Origin of the sequence: Mesorhizobium sp. B2-3-4, from assembly GCF_006442315.1 — a bacterium.
Classification (GTDB): Bacteria; Pseudomonadota; Alphaproteobacteria; order Rhizobiales; family Rhizobiaceae; genus Mesorhizobium.
Map to the genome: position 1 here is coordinate 93,662 of NZ_VFVY01000006.1, position 16,315 is coordinate 109,976.

15 protein-coding genes are annotated in these 16,315 nt (G+C 62.8%); 7 read left to right on the top strand and 8 right to left on the bottom strand.

Annotation, left to right across the window (positions count from 1 at the left end; genetic code table 11):
- Positions 1-2: 2 nt before the first annotated feature.
- Entirely contained in the window at positions 3-1,202 is a 1,200-nt protein-coding gene (locus FJ967_RS11490; RefSeq protein WP_140731824.1) for an MFS transporter, read from the bottom strand.
- A gap of 236 nt (positions 1,203-1,438) precedes the next feature.
- On the opposite strand from FJ967_RS11490, the gene FJ967_RS11495 reads away from it, so the two are divergent.
- A complete protein-coding gene (locus tag FJ967_RS11495) occupies positions 1,439-2,437 on the top strand; it encodes a DUF1624 domain-containing protein (RefSeq protein ID WP_140731825.1) in 999 nt (332 codons plus the stop codon).
- Positions 2,434-2,910, top strand: coding sequence for an isoprenylcysteine carboxylmethyltransferase family protein (locus tag FJ967_RS11500; protein WP_140731826.1), 477 nt, complete (start codon positions 2,434-2,436; stop codon positions 2,908-2,910). The genes FJ967_RS11495 and FJ967_RS11500 overlap by 4 nt, the downstream gene beginning before the upstream one ends.
- 23 nt (positions 2,911-2,933) lie before the next feature.
- Here FJ967_RS11500 and FJ967_RS11505 read toward each other — a convergent pair whose 3' ends face one another.
- From FJ967_RS11505 to FJ967_RS11525, 5 genes are all read right to left on the bottom strand, one after another.
- The gene (locus FJ967_RS11505) at positions 2,934-4,019 is read right to left on the bottom strand and encodes a mandelate racemase/muconate lactonizing enzyme family protein (RefSeq protein ID WP_140731827.1); all 1,086 of its coding nucleotides are present in this window, start codon (positions 4,017-4,019) and stop codon (positions 2,934-2,936) included.
- Between the two features lie 15 nt (positions 4,020-4,034).
- Positions 4,035-5,201, bottom strand: a complete 1,167-nt coding sequence (locus FJ967_RS11510) for a mandelate racemase/muconate lactonizing enzyme family protein (RefSeq protein WP_140731828.1) — start codon at positions 5,199-5,201, stop codon at positions 4,035-4,037.
- Positions 5,202-5,320: 119 nt separating this feature from the next.
- Entirely contained in the window at positions 5,321-6,871 is a 1,551-nt protein-coding gene (locus FJ967_RS11515; protein ID WP_140731829.1) for an ABC transporter substrate-binding protein, read from the bottom strand.
- A gap of 39 nt (positions 6,872-6,910) precedes the next feature.
- Positions 6,911-7,852 carry an oligopeptide/dipeptide ABC transporter ATP-binding protein gene (locus FJ967_RS11520; RefSeq protein WP_140731830.1) on the bottom strand — a complete coding sequence of 314 codons (942 nt, stop codon included), beginning with the start codon at positions 7,850-7,852 and terminating at the stop codon, positions 6,911-6,913.
- Positions 7,849-8,826 (bottom strand): ABC transporter ATP-binding protein, encoded by a 978-nt coding sequence (locus FJ967_RS11525; RefSeq protein WP_210243575.1) that lies wholly within the window; start codon positions 8,824-8,826, stop codon positions 7,849-7,851. Before FJ967_RS11525 ends, FJ967_RS11520 begins: the two co-directional genes overlap by 4 nt.
- Before the next feature lie 220 nt (positions 8,827-9,046).
- On the opposite strand from FJ967_RS11525, the gene FJ967_RS11530 reads away from it, so the two are divergent.
- The 3 genes from FJ967_RS11530 (at position 9,047) to FJ967_RS11540 (ending at position 11,938) form a co-directional block, all read left to right on the top strand.
- Complete coding sequence (locus FJ967_RS11530) at positions 9,047-9,991, top strand: ABC transporter permease (protein ID WP_140731832.1); 945 nt, start codon at positions 9,047-9,049, stop codon at positions 9,989-9,991.
- Positions 9,992-10,053: 62 nt separating this feature from the next.
- Positions 10,054-10,878 carry an ABC transporter permease gene (locus tag FJ967_RS11535; RefSeq protein WP_246675252.1) on the top strand — a complete coding sequence of 275 codons (825 nt, stop codon included), beginning with the start codon at positions 10,054-10,056 and terminating at the stop codon, positions 10,876-10,878.
- A 205-nt stretch (positions 10,879-11,083) separates the two neighbouring features.
- Positions 11,084-11,938, top strand: coding sequence for a LysR family transcriptional regulator (locus FJ967_RS11540; protein ID WP_181175791.1), 855 nt, complete (start codon positions 11,084-11,086; stop codon positions 11,936-11,938).
- Positions 11,939-11,991: 53 nt separating this feature from the next.
- Here the strand turns inward: FJ967_RS11540 and FJ967_RS11545 are convergent, their stop codons facing one another.
- On the bottom strand, positions 11,992-12,378 hold the full coding sequence (locus FJ967_RS11545) for a MerR family DNA-binding transcriptional regulator (protein ID WP_006203215.1): 387 nt from the start codon (positions 12,376-12,378) through the stop codon (positions 11,992-11,994).
- Between the two features lie 135 nt (positions 12,379-12,513).
- Complete coding sequence (mgtE, locus tag FJ967_RS11550; RefSeq protein WP_246675253.1) at positions 12,514-13,947, bottom strand: magnesium transporter; 1,434 nt, start codon at positions 13,945-13,947, stop codon at positions 12,514-12,516.
- 406 nt (positions 13,948-14,353) lie between these two features.
- On the opposite strand from mgtE, the gene FJ967_RS11555 reads away from it, so the two are divergent.
- A complete protein-coding gene (locus tag FJ967_RS11555; RefSeq protein ID WP_140731835.1) occupies positions 14,354-14,992 on the top strand; it encodes a response regulator transcription factor in 639 nt (212 codons plus the stop codon).
- A 121-nt stretch (positions 14,993-15,113) separates the two neighbouring features.
- Positions 15,114-16,304 (top strand): aminotransferase class V-fold PLP-dependent enzyme, encoded by a 1,191-nt coding sequence (locus tag FJ967_RS11560; protein WP_140731836.1) that lies wholly within the window; start codon positions 15,114-15,116, stop codon positions 16,302-16,304.
- Positions 16,305-16,315 lie beyond the last annotated feature (11 nt).

The window sequence follows — 16,315 nt, forward strand, 5'->3', positions numbered from 1 at the left end:
TTTCAGAGCGACTTCGGCAGGTAGCGCCAGGTCATGAAGCCGCAAAACGCCGCCAGCAGGCCGAGCGTGACGAACACCGATCCCAGTCCGAAGAAGGCCAGCACCACCGAATAGACCAGCGGCGGCGTCAGTTCGGAAAAATCGAGATAGGTCCGGTAGACGGCCGCCATCTGCGCGCGCTCATAGGAACGCACCGAGCGCATGAAGGCGGTCGAGCCGAGTGCGTCGAGCGCGATAGTGAAGAAGGCGCCGCACAACAGGAAGGCGCCGGTCAGCAACGGCGCTGCCGCTCCGACCGTGCCGGCGGCCAGCAGCGCCGCCGACATGGCGAAATAGGCAAAAGTCATGGTTCGCCGGCCGCCGAAGCGCTTTCCCGCCTTGCCCCAGAAGATGGCCATGAACAAAAGTGCATTGCCGGCCGAGACCAGCAGGCCGCCCGCGATATCGCCCTGCCCGGTGATGACCATGAACAGCGGCCCGTAGACGAAGAACGTCGTCCAGAAGCAGGACCGGCCGAAGGCGATCAGCCAGGCGAGCCTGAGCCTTGGCTGCACGACGAAGCGGCCGATATTGGCGAGCGGATTGGCCGGCCGCGTCTTGCCCGGCTGGATCGACTGGTTGTCGCTCAGCCGATAGAACCAGAACAGCGCCAGCAAGGCGATCGCGAACACCGCCACCGCGCCATGCGCCGCATAGATGCCGAAATGCGAATAGAGAAAGATGCCGAGCGTCGGCCCACAGGTCCAGGCAACCATCGACCATGCCATGCGCAGCGACTCGGCCTGCATGAAGTCGGTCTTGCGGATGTGGTCCATGATGTAGAGGTTGAGCGTGATCGACAGCGCGCTGGCGCCCATGACGCGGCACAGCATGCCCGCCAGTTGCCCGGCGAGCGTATGGGTAACGAAGAACAGCGAGCCGATGGCCAGCAGGCAGGCGCCCGCCGTGTAGACCCAGCGCCGGGCAAAGCGGCGGATCAGCATCGGCATGAACAAGGTCGCCGAGAGGCCGATCAGCGACACGACGGTGTAGAGGATCGAGACGATCTGCTCATTGTGGAGAATCTCGTAGGCCTGGATCGGAATGACGCTCGACACCATGGCGCGGGCGAACGACTCGACCGCATAGAGCGAGGCAAAGGTGCGCGCATCCGCGGCCTTGAGGGCCGGAAGCCAGATCGGATGGCGCACATGGGTGGACATTGCTTCCCCAAAGCAGAATCGCGGCGTCAAATCTGCCGTGGACATTTCAGGCCCATTAAGAGGAAACCGACGCATACCCGGCAAAAAGCGAAGCCGGTCAAAGGCTTTCCCGCGCTGGCCCAACCCTGCGGCCGACGCGGGCTCCGCCGCGCCGCCCAGGCCAGGGCGACCGGCCTTCTTCTATCCGGGGCAACCGTGATAGTCGTCTTGGAGAGGCTGAATCAGATCGCGAGACCATGAGCATCAACACGCCGACCGCATCCGCCCCGGAGCCATCGAAGCGCATCGTCGCCATCGACATCGTGCGTGGCATCGCGCTGATCGCGATGGCGAGCTACCATTTCACCTGGGACCTGGAATTCTTCGGCTACACCGATCCCGGCCTCACCGCTTTCGGCTGGTGGAAGGTCTACGCGCGCTGCATCGCCTCGACCTTCCTTTTCCTGGTCGGCGTCAGCCTGTATCTCGCCCATGGCCGTCAAATCCGCTGGAACGGTTTCTGGAAACGGTTCGCCATGGTGGCGGGCGCGGCTGTCGCCATCTCCGTCGTCACCCGTATCGCCACGCCCGACGGATTCATCTTCTTCGGCATCCTGCACGAGATCGCGCTCGCCAGCCTGCTCGGCCTGGCGTTCCTGCGCCTGCCGGCGCTGCTGACGCTGGTCGTGGCCGCGCTCGTCATCGCCGCACCCGTCTACCTGCGTTTTGAGGCCCTCGACCATCCCTGGCTGTGGTGGATCGGCCTCTCCGCCGTCAATCCACGCTCCAACGACTACGTGCCGCTGTTCCCCTGGTTCGGCGCGGTCCTCGCGGGCATCGCGATGGCGAAATTCGCGTCCAGCTCCGGCATCAGGGAACGCCTGGCCAACCTGATGCCCGGACGCTGGTCGAACCCGCTGGTCTTCATCGGCCGTCACAGCCTGGCCTTCTACCTGATCCACCAGCCGCTCTTGATCGGCGGTGTCTGGCTGTTCTCGCAAGTGATGCCGGCCCCGGTCGTAACCCCGCAGGCCGATTTCCTGAAAACCTGCCAGCGTTCCTGCGAGCAGACGCGCAACGCGACATTCTGTTCGAGCTATTGCGGCTGCATGCTCGACACGCTGCAGAGCGAAGCCTCGCTTGATCGTCTCTACAACAACGACCAGACTGCGGAGTTCAAAGCGCATCTGTCCGACCTCGCCGGAATGTGTACCGACAAGACCGACGACAAGATGACGGAGGGAGGGACACAATGACCGACAGCCAGCCGAAGCCTGGAGTGATCCCGTGGCCGCCGGTGATCTACGCCGCCGCCATCCTCGCCAGCATCATTCTGGGCATGCTCTATCCCCTGCCCTGGATCGGCGACCTGCTGGGCGACATCCTGTTCGCCGCCGGATGGGTGGCGCTGTTCGGTACCGCCGCCCTCTGGGTCACCGCCATCCGCACCATGATGCGGGCCAAGACCACCCTCAGCCCGACCGCCCTGCCGGATCATTTGGTCACGTCGGGCCCGTTCGGCATCACCCGCAATCCGATCTATCTCGCGCTGACGCTGATGCTGATCGGCGTCGCCTTCATCTCGGGAATAGCCTGGTTCCTGCTGTTTGCCTTCATCGCCTCCTTCGCCACGCAAAAAGTGGCGATCGAGCGTGAGGAAAAGATACTGGCGGCGAAATTCGGCAAGAAATACCGCGATTACGCCAAAAGGGTACGGCGCTGGATCTGAGCGGCGCAGGCGAAGGCTGCCTTTCACACAAGCAGCTTGGCCAGCACCTCATCGTTCAGGGTGTAACCGACGCCCGGCACTTGCGAGAGTGCAACGCTGCCATCATCGCCGATCGGGAGATCCTCAAGGAATACCGGGCCGTGGGGCGTGCCGAAATCACCGTCATAATACTCGGCAAAGATGCCGTTCGGAATCGCGCCGATCAGCGGCAGGTGGATGTGCTGTGGTCCATGCGCGGCAATGGCGGCGCCTTTCGCCTGCGCGAGTGCCGAGACCTTCATGAACTCGGTAACCCCGCCCATCCAGCGAGCGTCCGGCTGGACAATGCCGACCACGTCGGTCGCCATCAGGTCGCGGAAGCCGTGGACCCGGTACTCCTGCTCGCCGGCGGCTATGGGGATCGACGTCTGCATGCCGACCCTTGAGAGACCGGCATAGTCCTCCGGGCCGACCGGCTCCTCGAACCAGGCGATATCGAAAGCCTCGACCTGTCGGGCAAATTGAATGGCCTCATGCGCGCGATAGGCACAGTTGGCGTCGATCATCAGCTTGATGTCAGGCCCGAGTGCTTCGCGAACAGCCCCCACCCGCGCCGCATCCTCGGCGTACGAGACCCGTCCTACCTTCATCTTGACGGCCTTCGCGCCTTTTTCGACATAGCCGGCCATCTCCGCCTGCAGGGCCCGCAGCGTCTTGTCGGGGCTGTAGTAGCCGCCGGCGATGTAGATGGGCACGCGATCGCGGTAGCCGCCAACCAGCCGGTGAAGCGGCAGGCCCGCGAGCTTGGCCTTGATATCCCACAACGCCATGTCGATCGGCGCAAGTGCCGCGGTCTCGAAGCCGCGCCGCCCATACATCTTGCTGTCGGAAAGCATCGCCCATATCCGTTCGGTCAGCGTCGGATCGATGCCTATGATCTGGCGGCAGAATTCGTCCCTGAACTGCCTTTCTCCCGGCGACCCGCTGCCGATGCCGATGCCGGTCAGGCCGTCATCGGTGGTGATGGTCGTCACACTCATCTGCATATCGGTCCAGGTGTGCTTGCCGTTGGAGATCGGCACGGGCCTTGGCCAGCGATAATACCTTGCTTCAGCGCTGCGGATTTTCATGCGCGAAGGCTCGATCTAGTGTTCGACATTCGAGCCATCGAAATGCTGCCGCATCGCGATCTCTATAGGCTTTTTTGGAAACCGGCCGCGCGCCTTGTCGCTGAGGCCGACACCGAGCCCTGGGCCGCTCGGGAGCGCGATATAACCGCCCTCCTGGCACGGCAGCGCCGTTACCAGTTCGCGCCCGACCAGATCGGTCGAACAGACACCGTCGAGATAGAGCGACGTCGGATATTCGCAAATCAGAAGATTTGGAACGGCGGCACTGAGATGCAGGCTTGCCATCGTGGCTACGGGAGAGAAAGTGTTGTGTGGAATGACCGCGATGTCGAAGGCCTGGGCCAGTGCGGCAAGCCGCATCATGCCGGTGAAGCCGCCGCAAAGGCCGATGCAGGGCCGCAGATAGGAGGCTCCCCCCGATATGCATAGCTGCCTGAAATCGTCCAGACTGTAGACGCGCTCGCCCGTCGCGACCGGCACCGGCACAGCGGCCTGGACGCGGGCCATGGCATCGATCGAGTCGGGACGGATGGGATCTTCATAAAACAGCGGATGGGCGTCGCGGATGGCGTGGCCGAAGGCAATCGCCTGCGCCGGCATCAGGCGGCGATGGACATCGATGCAGAGATCGACATCAAACCCGACCGCCTCGCGTATGGCAAAGACCAGTGCGGTCGCGTCCTCCATCGCGCGGGCAAAACTGGACGAAACCGGCGTGCTTGCATCGTCGAGAAAAGGATTGATATGCCCGATCGCCGTATAGCCGGCATCGCGGAGCGCGAGGCAGGATTGGATCAACGCCTCGGCGGTGTTGCCGCGTGCCTGCCCGTAAAGACGTATCTTGTCGCGTACCGCACCGCCAAGCAGACTGAAGACAGGCCGGTCGAGCCGCTTGCCCTTCAGATCCCAAAGCGCGATGTCGATGGCCGAAATCGCCGCCATGATGACGGCGCCGTCATAGCTGCCAAAGCGGTGCAGGCAATCCCAGTGGTGCGTGATGCGATCCGCATCCTTGCCGACGAGATACCGGCCGAACTTCTCGATAGCTGCCGCGGTCGCTTCTATATGCGCCCACGCGCCCGCCTCTCCGACCCCCACCAGCCCGTCATCGGTTTCTATTTCGACAAACAGATATTTGTCGATCGGCAACGGCTCGACCCGCCGGATTGGGGAACTCTGCATGTGCGTCTTTCATATGGGCATGGTCGGGAACACGGCGGCACGTCTTCGACAGGGCGCCGAAGCGCCCTGTCTCTCGTGTCGGCGGATGGATCGTCGGCGCTGCTGCGTCGCGGAGCCGCTCAGGCGTGTTTGAAGTAGTGGAAGTTCCAGTCATTGCCGTTTGGCATGATCGCGGGAACGATGGCCGTCGAGTGGCCGTAATTGACCACCTCGTTGGTCAGCCAGACAAAAGCCGCCGACTGGTCCATGATCTTTTGCATGTCGCGGATCTGCGCCATGCGCGCGTCGTGGTCCATATTCGCCGAGCTTGCCTTGTGCAGCGCGTCGTATTCGGGGTTCGACCAGCGCTGCCAGTTCCAGTCGCCGATCTGATCCGTCTGGAAGAAGCGGGTGTTGAAATTGGCATCGACATGGGCGTTGAAGCGCAGGATGAACAATTCCAGGCTCTTGCCGCTCTCACCCTTGCCGGATGACCAGTAGGACGCGCCCTCGCGCTGATCGACCTGCAGGTCGATGCCTACCTCCTGCAGTTGCGCCTGGGCAACCAGGGCCATGTTCTGGAACGCCGGCTCGTTGAGGATGGTGATCTTGAACGACAGGCCCGACTGTCCTGCTTCGGCAAGCAGGCTCTTCGCCTTCTCCACATCGCGTTTGTAGACCGGCGCGTCCGGCCAGTTGCCGTCGACGCTGTCGGGCAGCATCGCGTTCAGCCGCTTGGCCTGACCTTCGTAACCCGCATCCACCATCTGGTCGACATCCAGCGCGTAGCGCAGCGCCTGGCGTACCCTGATGTCGTTGAGCGGGGCATGCTCGACATTCATGCCCAGCCACACGAAACGCTGTCCGGGCATCGTCAGCAGCTTTACGTTCGGAAGCTGAGCCAGCGAAGGATCGGCGCCGATCGCAAGTTCGGTGAAATCGATCTCGCCCGAGCGCAGGGCAAGCTCAGCCGTCTTCGGGTTGGCGATCAGTTGCACATTGCAGGTTGGAAAATCCGGATGACGCCGGCTGTAGTCCGGGTTTTCGGTCAGGACGACACGCTGCCCGGGTTCGAAGGATTGCACCTTGTAGGGGCCCGAGCCGACCGGTTGCTGGCGATGCTTGATGCCCAGGGCCTCGACCGCCTTGCGTGAAACGATCACGCCCGAGCCGCCGGCGAGCGCGACGTTCCACAACGCCGGCGACGGTTCGGACAGGATCAGCCTTCCGGAATATTTGTCGTCGACCTTTACCTCGGTCAGGCTCGCCCAGTCGTCCTTGTAGGCGGAGATCTTGCCGTCCGCGTCGGGCTTGGCATAACGCTCGAAGGTGAACTTGACGTCATCGGCCGTCATCTCGCCATAGCCGTCGGTGAACATCTGTCCGGGCTTCAGCTTGAAATGGATCTCGGTCGGCGTGACCTGCTCGATGCTTTCGGCCGCATCGAGTTCCCACTCATAGATGTTCGGCTTGAACGAGATCAGCTTCTGAAAAATGCTGCGGATCACATTGCCGTCGACCTGGCCGGTGCGGAAATGCGGATCGAGCACCTCGGCGCTTTTGGAAACACGCAGCACAAGGTTTGTCTTGCCTTGCGCAAAGACAGGCTTTGCGCCGGCTGCAAGCAACGCAGCCATTGCCGCCGACGCCGACAGGAACGATCTTCTCGTCATTGCGGGATGGCAGGTCATGGATGGTCCCTCCGGATGGTTTGACTTCGTGAAAACAGCTCAGGCGAAAGACAGCGAATAGGGAAAATGGCAGCGTACCGAGCGGTTGTCCGGCAGCCGCCGCAGAGACGGCGGATCGGTCTTGCACCGCGTCTGCGCCACGGGGCAGCGTGTGTGGAACCGGCAGCCCGGGGGCGGATTGATGGCGCTTGGAATTTCACCGTGCAGGATGATCGGCTGCCCGGCCTTGCCAGGCGCATGCGCGGCATTGGTCGACAACAGCGCGGCCGAATAGGGATGCGCCGGCTTGCGAAACAGGGCCTCGGTTTCGCCGTCCTCGACGATCTGGCCCAGATACATGACCAGCATGCGGCCGGTAACGCGGCGGATGACGCGCAGATCGTGGCTGATCATCAGATAGGTCAGCGACAATTCCCTCTGGATCTCGATGAGCAGATTGAGCAGGCCGCCCTGGACCGACACGTCGAGGCCGGCTGTCGGTTCGTCGGCAACGACGATGCGCGGCTTGAGCGCGAGAGCGCGCACGATCGCCAGGCGGCGCGCCTGACCGCCGGAAATCTCATGCGGGTAACGCTCGAAGACCGAATTCGGCAGGCCGAGCCGCGCCGTCAAAGTTTCGATCCAGCGCCATGTCTCATCGGCGGGAAGCGAGTGGATCGTGATGACTTCCTGCAAGAGGCTGCGAATACGCATGCGTGGCGAGAGCGAGGCGACGGCGTCCTGCATGATCAATTGCACGTTGCGACGGAACTGACGCGCGTCGGTGCGCAGATGGTCGGCCACGGGCCGATCGAAAACGGATAGTTCTCCGCCGCTCGGCAAGCGCAGCCCGACCAGAAGTCGGCACAATGTCGACTTGCCGGACCCGGATTCGCCGACCAGGCCGACCCGCCCGCCCTGTTCGACGGCGAAAGACACGTCGTCGAGGGATTTCACCGCGCCATAATGCGCCGAAACGCCGTCAAGCAAGATCGCCGTCATGCGATCTCTCCGGCGCGATGGCAGGCAACCTTGCGGGACGCACCGAGATCGCGAAGCTGCGGCGCGACCCGCAGACACTGCTCCACGACATGGGCGCAACGCGGCGCAAAGATGCAGCCTTGGACTGGCGCGACCGGATCGGGCACCTCGCCTGGAATGAACATCAGCGGCGCATCGCTGACCTGGTCGTCGATCATGCACGCCATCAGCGCGCGCGTGTAGGGATGCGCCGGCGCAGCCGCAATGGCCGCGGTATCGCCGAGTTCGACGACGGTTCCGCCATACATCACGCAAATGCGCTCGCACAGCCGCGCCACGAGGCCGAGATGATGCGAGATGAACAGGATCGAGCCTGACAACCTGGCCTTGAGGTCGCTGAGCAGCGAAACGATCTGCGCCTCGATCGTGGCATCGAGCGCCGTCGTCGGCTCGTCGGCGATGAGCAGATCGGGCTCGGCCAGCAACGCCATGGCAATCAGCACGCGCTGCCGCATGCCGCCGGACAGGTCGCCCGGATAGCTGGCAAGACGCAATCCCGGATCGGCTATTCCAACGGCCTCCAGGGCGGCCAGTGCGCGACCGGTCGCGTCCGCGCGGCTGACGGCGGGGAAGCGGCGCTTGATGACGTCGACTAGATGTCGCTCAACCGAAAAGAGCGGATTGAGGGCGGTCATCGGATCCTGAAAGACCATAGCGACGCGACTGCCGCGCAAGGCCCGCATGCCCGACTCGTCAAGCGACAGCAGATTGACCCCATCGAGCACGATCTCGCCGCTCAGTTTCGACGTATTGCCGGCCGGCAGCCCGATGATCGCGTTTGCAAGGCTGGACTTGCCCGATCCGGATTCGCCGACGATGCCCAGAATGCTGCCGCGTTCAATATCCAGATCGATACTTCTGAGAATACGCGCCTCGCCACGGCCGGTGGCAGCCGACAGTTCAAGATTGCGTATCTGGACGAGAGGTTTTTCCAACAGTCCGATCCATTAAGCCGGGGCAGTCCAAATGCCGGCGGCGCCTCACCGATTGCCAAGCCGAAGCCGGCATCCCTCGATGACGGGAAAATTCGGCAGATCGGCTGATAAGGCAAATTCGAAAACACCATGCCGGTATGGAGAATCGCCATGCCGGTTTCGTCATCGTTGCTGTTATCGTTGCCCAATCGGAATGGCATGAGCCATGGAAAGGTCAATCATGGGACGAGCCTATGTCGCTCGTCGCGCCTTGACGGCTGCGACTTCGATCTTCAGTGCGATGCTGCTCCTGTTTTGCCTGTCGAGCGCCATTCCGGGCGATCCGGCAACCGTGCTGCTCGGACCGCAGGCAAGCCCGGAATATGCCCGTCAATTCATTACCGAGATGGGGTTCGACAGACCGGTTTATGAGCGCATCTTCCTGTTCTTCGCCCATGTTCTCAGAGGAGATCTCGGCACCGACGTCATTACCGGCCGGCCGGTTACGGCAATTGTCCTCGGCGTCTTGCCAAGCACGATCTATCTGGCGCTGGCTGCCATCGTGATCGCTGTCGCCGCGGGCATTCCGCTTGGAATTTTTGCCGCCACCCACAAGGGAACGCGGGCCGACGCCATGCTCGCCGCCGTCTCGATCGTCTTCGTTTCGATGCCGAGCTTCATCCTCGGCATCATTTTCCTCGTGATCTTTTCCGTATGGCTGAACTGGCTGCCGATCCTGGGCAGCGGCCAGGGACTGCTCGACCAGATCCAGCGGCTGATCCTGCCGGCTGTCGTTCTGGCACTTGGATATGTCGGGTTGATTGCGCGTCTGGTGCGCGTTTCGATGCTCGAGGTACTTGGCGAAAGCTATATCCGGACCTCGCGCGCTTTCGGCATTTCACCAGTACGCATCGTGGGCACCTATGCCTTGCGCAATGCCATGCTGCCGACCCTGGCGACGCTTGGCATGATCGTCGGCCGCCTGCTTGGCGGCGCGGTGCTTATCGAGATCCTGTTCGCGCGCCAGGGCCTGGGCACAACGCTCTACGATGCGATCGTCAGCCGCAACTATCCGGTGATGCAGGGCGTGGTTTTCGTGGTGGTGGTGATTTTCGTGGTCGTGCAGTTCCTCGTCGAACTCGGCTATGCCTTCATTGATCCGCGCATAGGCAAGCAGAGGCACTGATGACGACCCTGAGCGCACCGTCTTCCGCCAACTCCAGTGCCGGGCGTGGGCCTGGAGCGATCGTGAGGGAAATCGCATCGACGCCGGGAGGGCTGATCGGCCTCGTCATAGTCGTGTCGATCCTGGCCTGCGCGGCATTCGCGCCGCTGATCGCGACCCACAACCCTGATTCGCTCGATATCGCGCATCGTTTCGCAACGCCTTCTGCCGCGCATTTGTTCGGTACCGACCAGCTCGGCCGAGACGTTTTCAGCCGTCAGGTCTACGGTTCACGCATAGCGATGATGGTCGCCCTCTCGGCCATCCTTGCCGGTCTCACCGCCGGTGTCGTCCTCGGTGTCGCCGCCGCCTACACGACGCCCCTGGTCGAGCGCCTTATCATGACGGCCTTCGACGCGGTGTCGTCGTTTCCAAGCATCATCCTGGCCCTGGCGCTGGTCGCCGTGGTGGGCCCCTCATTGCCCATGGTCGTGCTGATCGTGGCCGCCACGCTGGTCCCGCAATTCGGCCGTGTCGTACGCGCGCAAGTGCTGTCGATCATCAATTCGACCTTCATCGAGGCCGAACTCGTGCTTGGCGCGACGAAGGCGAGGATCCTCGCCTTCCATGTCGTGCCAAACGTGATTGCACCCGTGGTCGTGCTGGCGGCCATGGAGGTGCCGGTGGTGATCGCGCTTGAAGCCGGGCTCTCCTTCCTCGGCCTCGGCATTCGGCCGCCATTGGCGAGCTGGGGCAGCCTGCTGCAGGACGGCTACCAGAACATGTCGAAGGGCTACACTCCCGTGGTGGTGGCCTGCCTGATGCTGGCCGTCGCCACCCTCGGCTTTACCTTGTGCGGCGAGGCCCTTCGCGACGCCATCGATCCGCGCGCGAGGCGCCGCGCCTAGCCGTCGCCCGTTCTTGTCCTCACGCGCGGGCGGCCCGCGGACGCCAGGCATCTCGATTGCACTTGCCGTCCGGAGGTGACATTTTTGCACAAAATGTCGGATTTTCCGCATGGCCGCGTCGCTGAAAGCGCCATGCTGGCCGATCGGCTATCGACAGCCGGCCCAGGCAGGCGCTGGATCGATGCAGCGCGTCGAGGACAATTCCATGAGACGTTTCAACATTTCGACCACGATGGTGCGAAGCTTTCTGGAAATCGCCAACCAAGGCAATGTGACGCGAGCCGCCAGCCGGCTCAACAGCACTCAGTCGACGCTCAGCCATCAGATCCAGAAGCTTGAGACCGAGCTCGATGCCAGGCTCTTCGATCGCAAGAACAATGCGATGGAGAAGACGCCCGACGGCGACTATTTCCACCTGCAGGCCAACAAGATCGTCCAGATACTCGACGAGATCGACCTTTATTTCCGGCCGAGGCGGGCGTCCAAATCGGTTTCCATCGGCATCGTGAACGACTGCTTCAAGCCCGGCATCATCAGCACGATCAACGCCTTCAACCGCGCCTTTCCAGACGTCACCGTGGAGTTCAAGACCGAGTCGTCGGCAAAGCTCGCGAAACGCGTCAGGGACGGCGAGATCGAGATGGCGATCGTGCGCGATCTTTCAGAGACGCCGCAAGCCGGCGAAATCCTCTGGTCCGAACCGCTCATCTGGGCCGGTGGCCCAGCCTACAAGCACGGCGGCGACGGCCCGTTGCCGCTCGTTTTCTTCCCCGATCCTTGCGTCTATCGGCGCTATGCCCTGGATACGCTGGAGGCACATGACGTGCCGTATAAAATCGTCTCCGATAGCGGATCGTGGACACTCTTCGAAAGAGCACTGCGCTCAGGCATCGGCATATCGCTGGTGACATCGGACGTGTGCAAGGTCTGCGGGGTGGACATCGTCGATCCAAGACTGCCGCCGGCACCCGTTGCTCATGCCGTGCTGCTCACCGGCAAGTTCAGCAACAAAACGGCCGCGCATGACCTTGTCGAGCGCCTGAAAGGCATGGGCGCCTGATGTGCCCCGCCCTGAGCAAGCGGCCTCCACCCTTCAGGTGATGGAACAGGCGGTCAGGTGTTGACGCCAAGCTCCACCAGCCGCTCGACGCAGGATTCCTCGGCCTGGTCGAGCTCGGCCAGCGTCTCCTCGAGGTCGCGGCGCTTTTGCCGGAGATCCTCGCGCTTTTCCTCGATGCGCTTGATCATCAGCTTGAGCTGCCCGACTTCGCCCGGCGGCTCCTTGTACATCTGGATGATTTCGCGGATCTCGTTGATCGAGAAACCGAGCCGTTTTCCGCGCATGATCTGCCGGATGAGATGACGGTCTGACGGTCGAAACAGCCGCGTGCGGCCGCGCCGCACCGGCTGTACCAGCCCCTCGTCCTCGTAGAAACGCAGCGTGCGCGTCGACACGTCGAATTCGCGGGTCAGTTCGGTGATCGAATAATATTCCCGCATTGTCACTCCATGCCGGAATTCCGGGGGATCGCCATGCGTCCCCTTGTCCCGAACCCAACCCTTGCCATGCCGGAATCGACATGGTGCCCCGCGCAAACCTCGCACGGCATTTACGTAAAAGTCAATTGAGCCCGCTCACCCGACGTTGAACCACCAGGTGGCGAGACCGAGGAAGGCAAAAAAACCGACGACATCGGTGACGGTGGTGACGAAGACCGCCGAAGCGACCGCGGGATCGACCTTGAAGCGGTCGAGCAGCAGCGGGATCAGGATGCCGGCAAGGGCGGCCACGAACATGTTGATGATCATGGCCGCGGCGATGATGCCGCCCAGATTGGGATCGTGGAACCAGACTGCCGCGACAATGCCGATCAGAATGGCAAAGACGATGCCGTTGATGAAGCCGACACCCATTTCGCGGCGGATGATGCGGCCGGCATTGTAGATGTCGAGATCCTTGGTGGCCAGAGCCCGCACGGTGACGGTCATGGTCTGCGAACCGGCATTGCCGCCCATGCCGGCCACGATCGGCATCAGCACGGCGAGCGCCACGATGCGCTCGATCGTGTGGTCGAACAGGCCGATGACGGATGCCGCCAGAAATGCCGTCAGGAGATTGACGAGCAGCCAGGGCACGCGCGAGCGCGAGGTCGACAGAATGCTGTCGGAGAGCTCTTCGTCGCCGACGCCGCCCATGCGAAGCAGGTCTTCTTCCGCTTCCTGCTGGATGACGTCGACGACGTCGTCGATGGTCAGCACGCCGACCAGCCGCTCGTTCTCGTCGACGACGGCGGCCGACAACAGGTCGTATTGTTCGAATTCCCGCGCCGCCTCTTCCTGGTCCATGGTGGCCGGGATGGCGTGCCGCGTCTCGTGCATGACCTCCTCGACCTTGACCGCGCGCTTGGTGCGCAGGATCTGGTCGAGATCGATGGCCCCCAACAGCTTGAAAGTCGGATCGATGACGAAGATCTGGCTGAAGCGGTCCGGAAGGTTCTTGTCCTCGCGCATGTAGTCGATGGTCTGGCCGATCGTCCAGAACGGCGGCACCGCGACGAACTCGGTCTGCATGCGCCGTCCGGCGGTCTCTTCCGGATAGTCGAGCGAGCGGCGCAGTCTGATCCGCTCGGTGAACGGCAGTTGCGACAGGATCTCGTCCTGGTCTTCCGGCTCGAGATCCTCGAGAATGTAGACGGCGTCGTCGGAATCGAGCTCCTGCACCGCTTGCGCGATCTGCGCGTTGGGCAGGTTGTCGACGATGTCGAGGCGGATCGCCTCGTCGACTTCGGTCAGCGCCGAAAAGTCGAAATCGCTGCCCAGCAACTCGACCAGGGCAAGCCGTTGTTCGGGGTGCAGCGCCTCGATGAGATCGCCAAGTTCCGACTGATGCAGGTCGTCGACTTCGCGCTTGAGGGTCAGCGTATCGCGGTCGGCGATCGCCGCGCCGATCTGGGCGAGGAAGGACGACAGCACGGCACCATCCTCGCCGTAGATGTCGGCGTGGTGTTCGTCGGCGGCCCTGGCGCCGGTCGTCCGTTCGTCCTGGCCTTCCACCAGCGCCTCCCGCATCGGAATTCCGGAAAAGGTGCAAATCAGGTCTAGACCATGATTCCGCAAAGTGGAAACCGGTTTTCGGCCCCGTGCCCATACAAAAGCGACGCCGGCCCGAAACGCTGCAACGTTGCAGCATGTTCTTCTAACCTGCGGGTATTTCAGGTCAAACCCATCCCTGCCCGCTCACGCCGGGCTTCGACGATACCGCCTTGTCGTGCCCACCCGGATTATCCGTTTCACCGCCAGGACGGCGCGCTTCGGCTTCCGGCGGCGCGACAGCCGATGTCGCTGGGGAAAGAGCACCCTCGCCCCGTTGGGGCAGAATTGTCATGATGCAGGTCCAGGCATCGGCAGGACCCGCCAGGCCGCAACACGAAGCCGGAAGCCCTTGAAGATCAGGTCACGGACACACGACGATGCAATGGAACAGCGGCGCGTTCGCGTGGTCGTCGCCGAACGCAATCCTTTGGTCATATCGGCCCTGCGCGAAATGCTGGAATGCGACGGTCGCTTCGAACTTGTGGCCTCGGTACAAAGCGGCAGGCATTTCCTGGAGCTTGCAACGGCACAGGAGTTCGATGTCGCCGTGATCGGCTGGAAGCTCTCCGACATGGACGGCGCGGACGTCCTGGCCGAGATCCAGGACAGCAAGCTCAACGTTCGCATCGCGGTCTTTTCAAACGACCATGACATCGGCATCCTGAAACAGTGCGTGCGCCTGGGGGCTCAGGGCTACTGCTTCCAGTTCGACGACCCCGCCATCATCTTCGATACGATCCTCGCCGTCGCGCATGGCCGCATCTGCATTCCCTATATCGACATCAACAAGGTCAACGACACGCCTTTGTCCCGGCTTACGGTGCGCGAACGGGAACTGCTGGCGGTGCTGTCCGACGGCTGGACCAACCTGCAGATCGCGACCCGGACCGGCATCTCGGAGAATACGGTGAAATACCACCTGAAGAATCTCTACGACAAGCTGGATGTCCGCAACCGGGCCATGGCGGTCGCGCTCTATTTGAGCGAGAAGCGTCGAAGCCCCAAATCACCGATCGGGTAGGCCGACCGGGTAGGAGCACCCCACCCGCGCGGGCCGACAACTTACCCGGCAAGGTGTTGTTGGCCGGCCGCATCGACGCGAAACTTCCTCCACAATCCAAAACGATAGGAGGAGTTCGCGCATGGCTGGGTTCACACATCTCTTCATCCCAGGACCCACAAACATTCCCGAGCAGGTGCGGCAGGCGATGAACCTGCCGATGGAGGACATGCGCGCGGCGTCCTTCCCCGGCCTCACCCTGCCGCTGTTCGAGGACATCAAACGCGTCTTCAAGAACGAGACGGGCCGCGTCTTCATCTACCCGTCCTCCGGCACCGGTGCCTGGGAAGCGGCGATGACCAATGTGCTCAGCCCCGGCGACCGCGTTTTGATGTCGCGCTTCGGCCAGTTCTCGCATCTGTGGGTCGACATGGCCGAGCGGCTTGGTTTCGAGGTCGACGTGATCGACTGCGAATGGGGAACCGGCGTGCCGCTCGAGCTTTATGCGGAGCGGCTGAAGGCTGACAGGACGCACCGCATCAAGGCGGTATTCTGCACCCAGAACGAAACGGCCACCGGCGTGACCAGCGATGTCGCCGGCTGCCGCGCCGCGCTCGACGACGCGAACCACCCGGCGCTCCTTTTCGTCGACGGCGTCTCGTCGATCGGCTCGATCGACTTCCGTCAGGAAGAATGGGGCGTCGACTGTGCCGTCAGCGGCTCGCAGAAAGGCTTCATGCTGCCCGCCGGGCTCGGCTTCCTGTCGGTCAGCAAAAAGGCACTGGTGGCTTCGCGGACCGCGACCCACCGGCGCTGCTTCTTCTCCTTCGAGGACATGATCCGCGCCAATGATGCCGGCTATTTCCCCTACACGCCGGCGACGCAATTGCTGCGCGGCCTGCGCGCCTCGCTCGACCTGATCGCCGAGGAAGGGCTGGAGAACATCTTCGCCCGTCACCATCGCCTCGCCGAAGGCGTGCGCAAGGCGGTCGATGCCTGGGGCCTGAAGCTCTGCGCCAAGGCGCCGAAATGGCATTCCGACACGGTCAGCGCCATTCTCGTGCCGGAAGGCATCGACAGCGACGACGTCGTCAAGCGCGCCTACCAGGCCTACCAGACATCGCTCGGCGGCGGCCTCAACAAGGTCTTCGGCAAGGTCTTCCGCATCGGCCATCTCGGTTGGCTGAACGAGGTGATGGTGCTGACCTCGCTGTCCTCGGCTGAAATGGCGTTGCTCGATTGCGGCGTGCGGCTGGCGCCGGGCTCCGGCGTTGGCGCCGCCATCCAGCATTTCCGCGCCTCGGCCGCGGTGCCGGTCGCCGAAGCGGCCTGAGGGGAAAGACG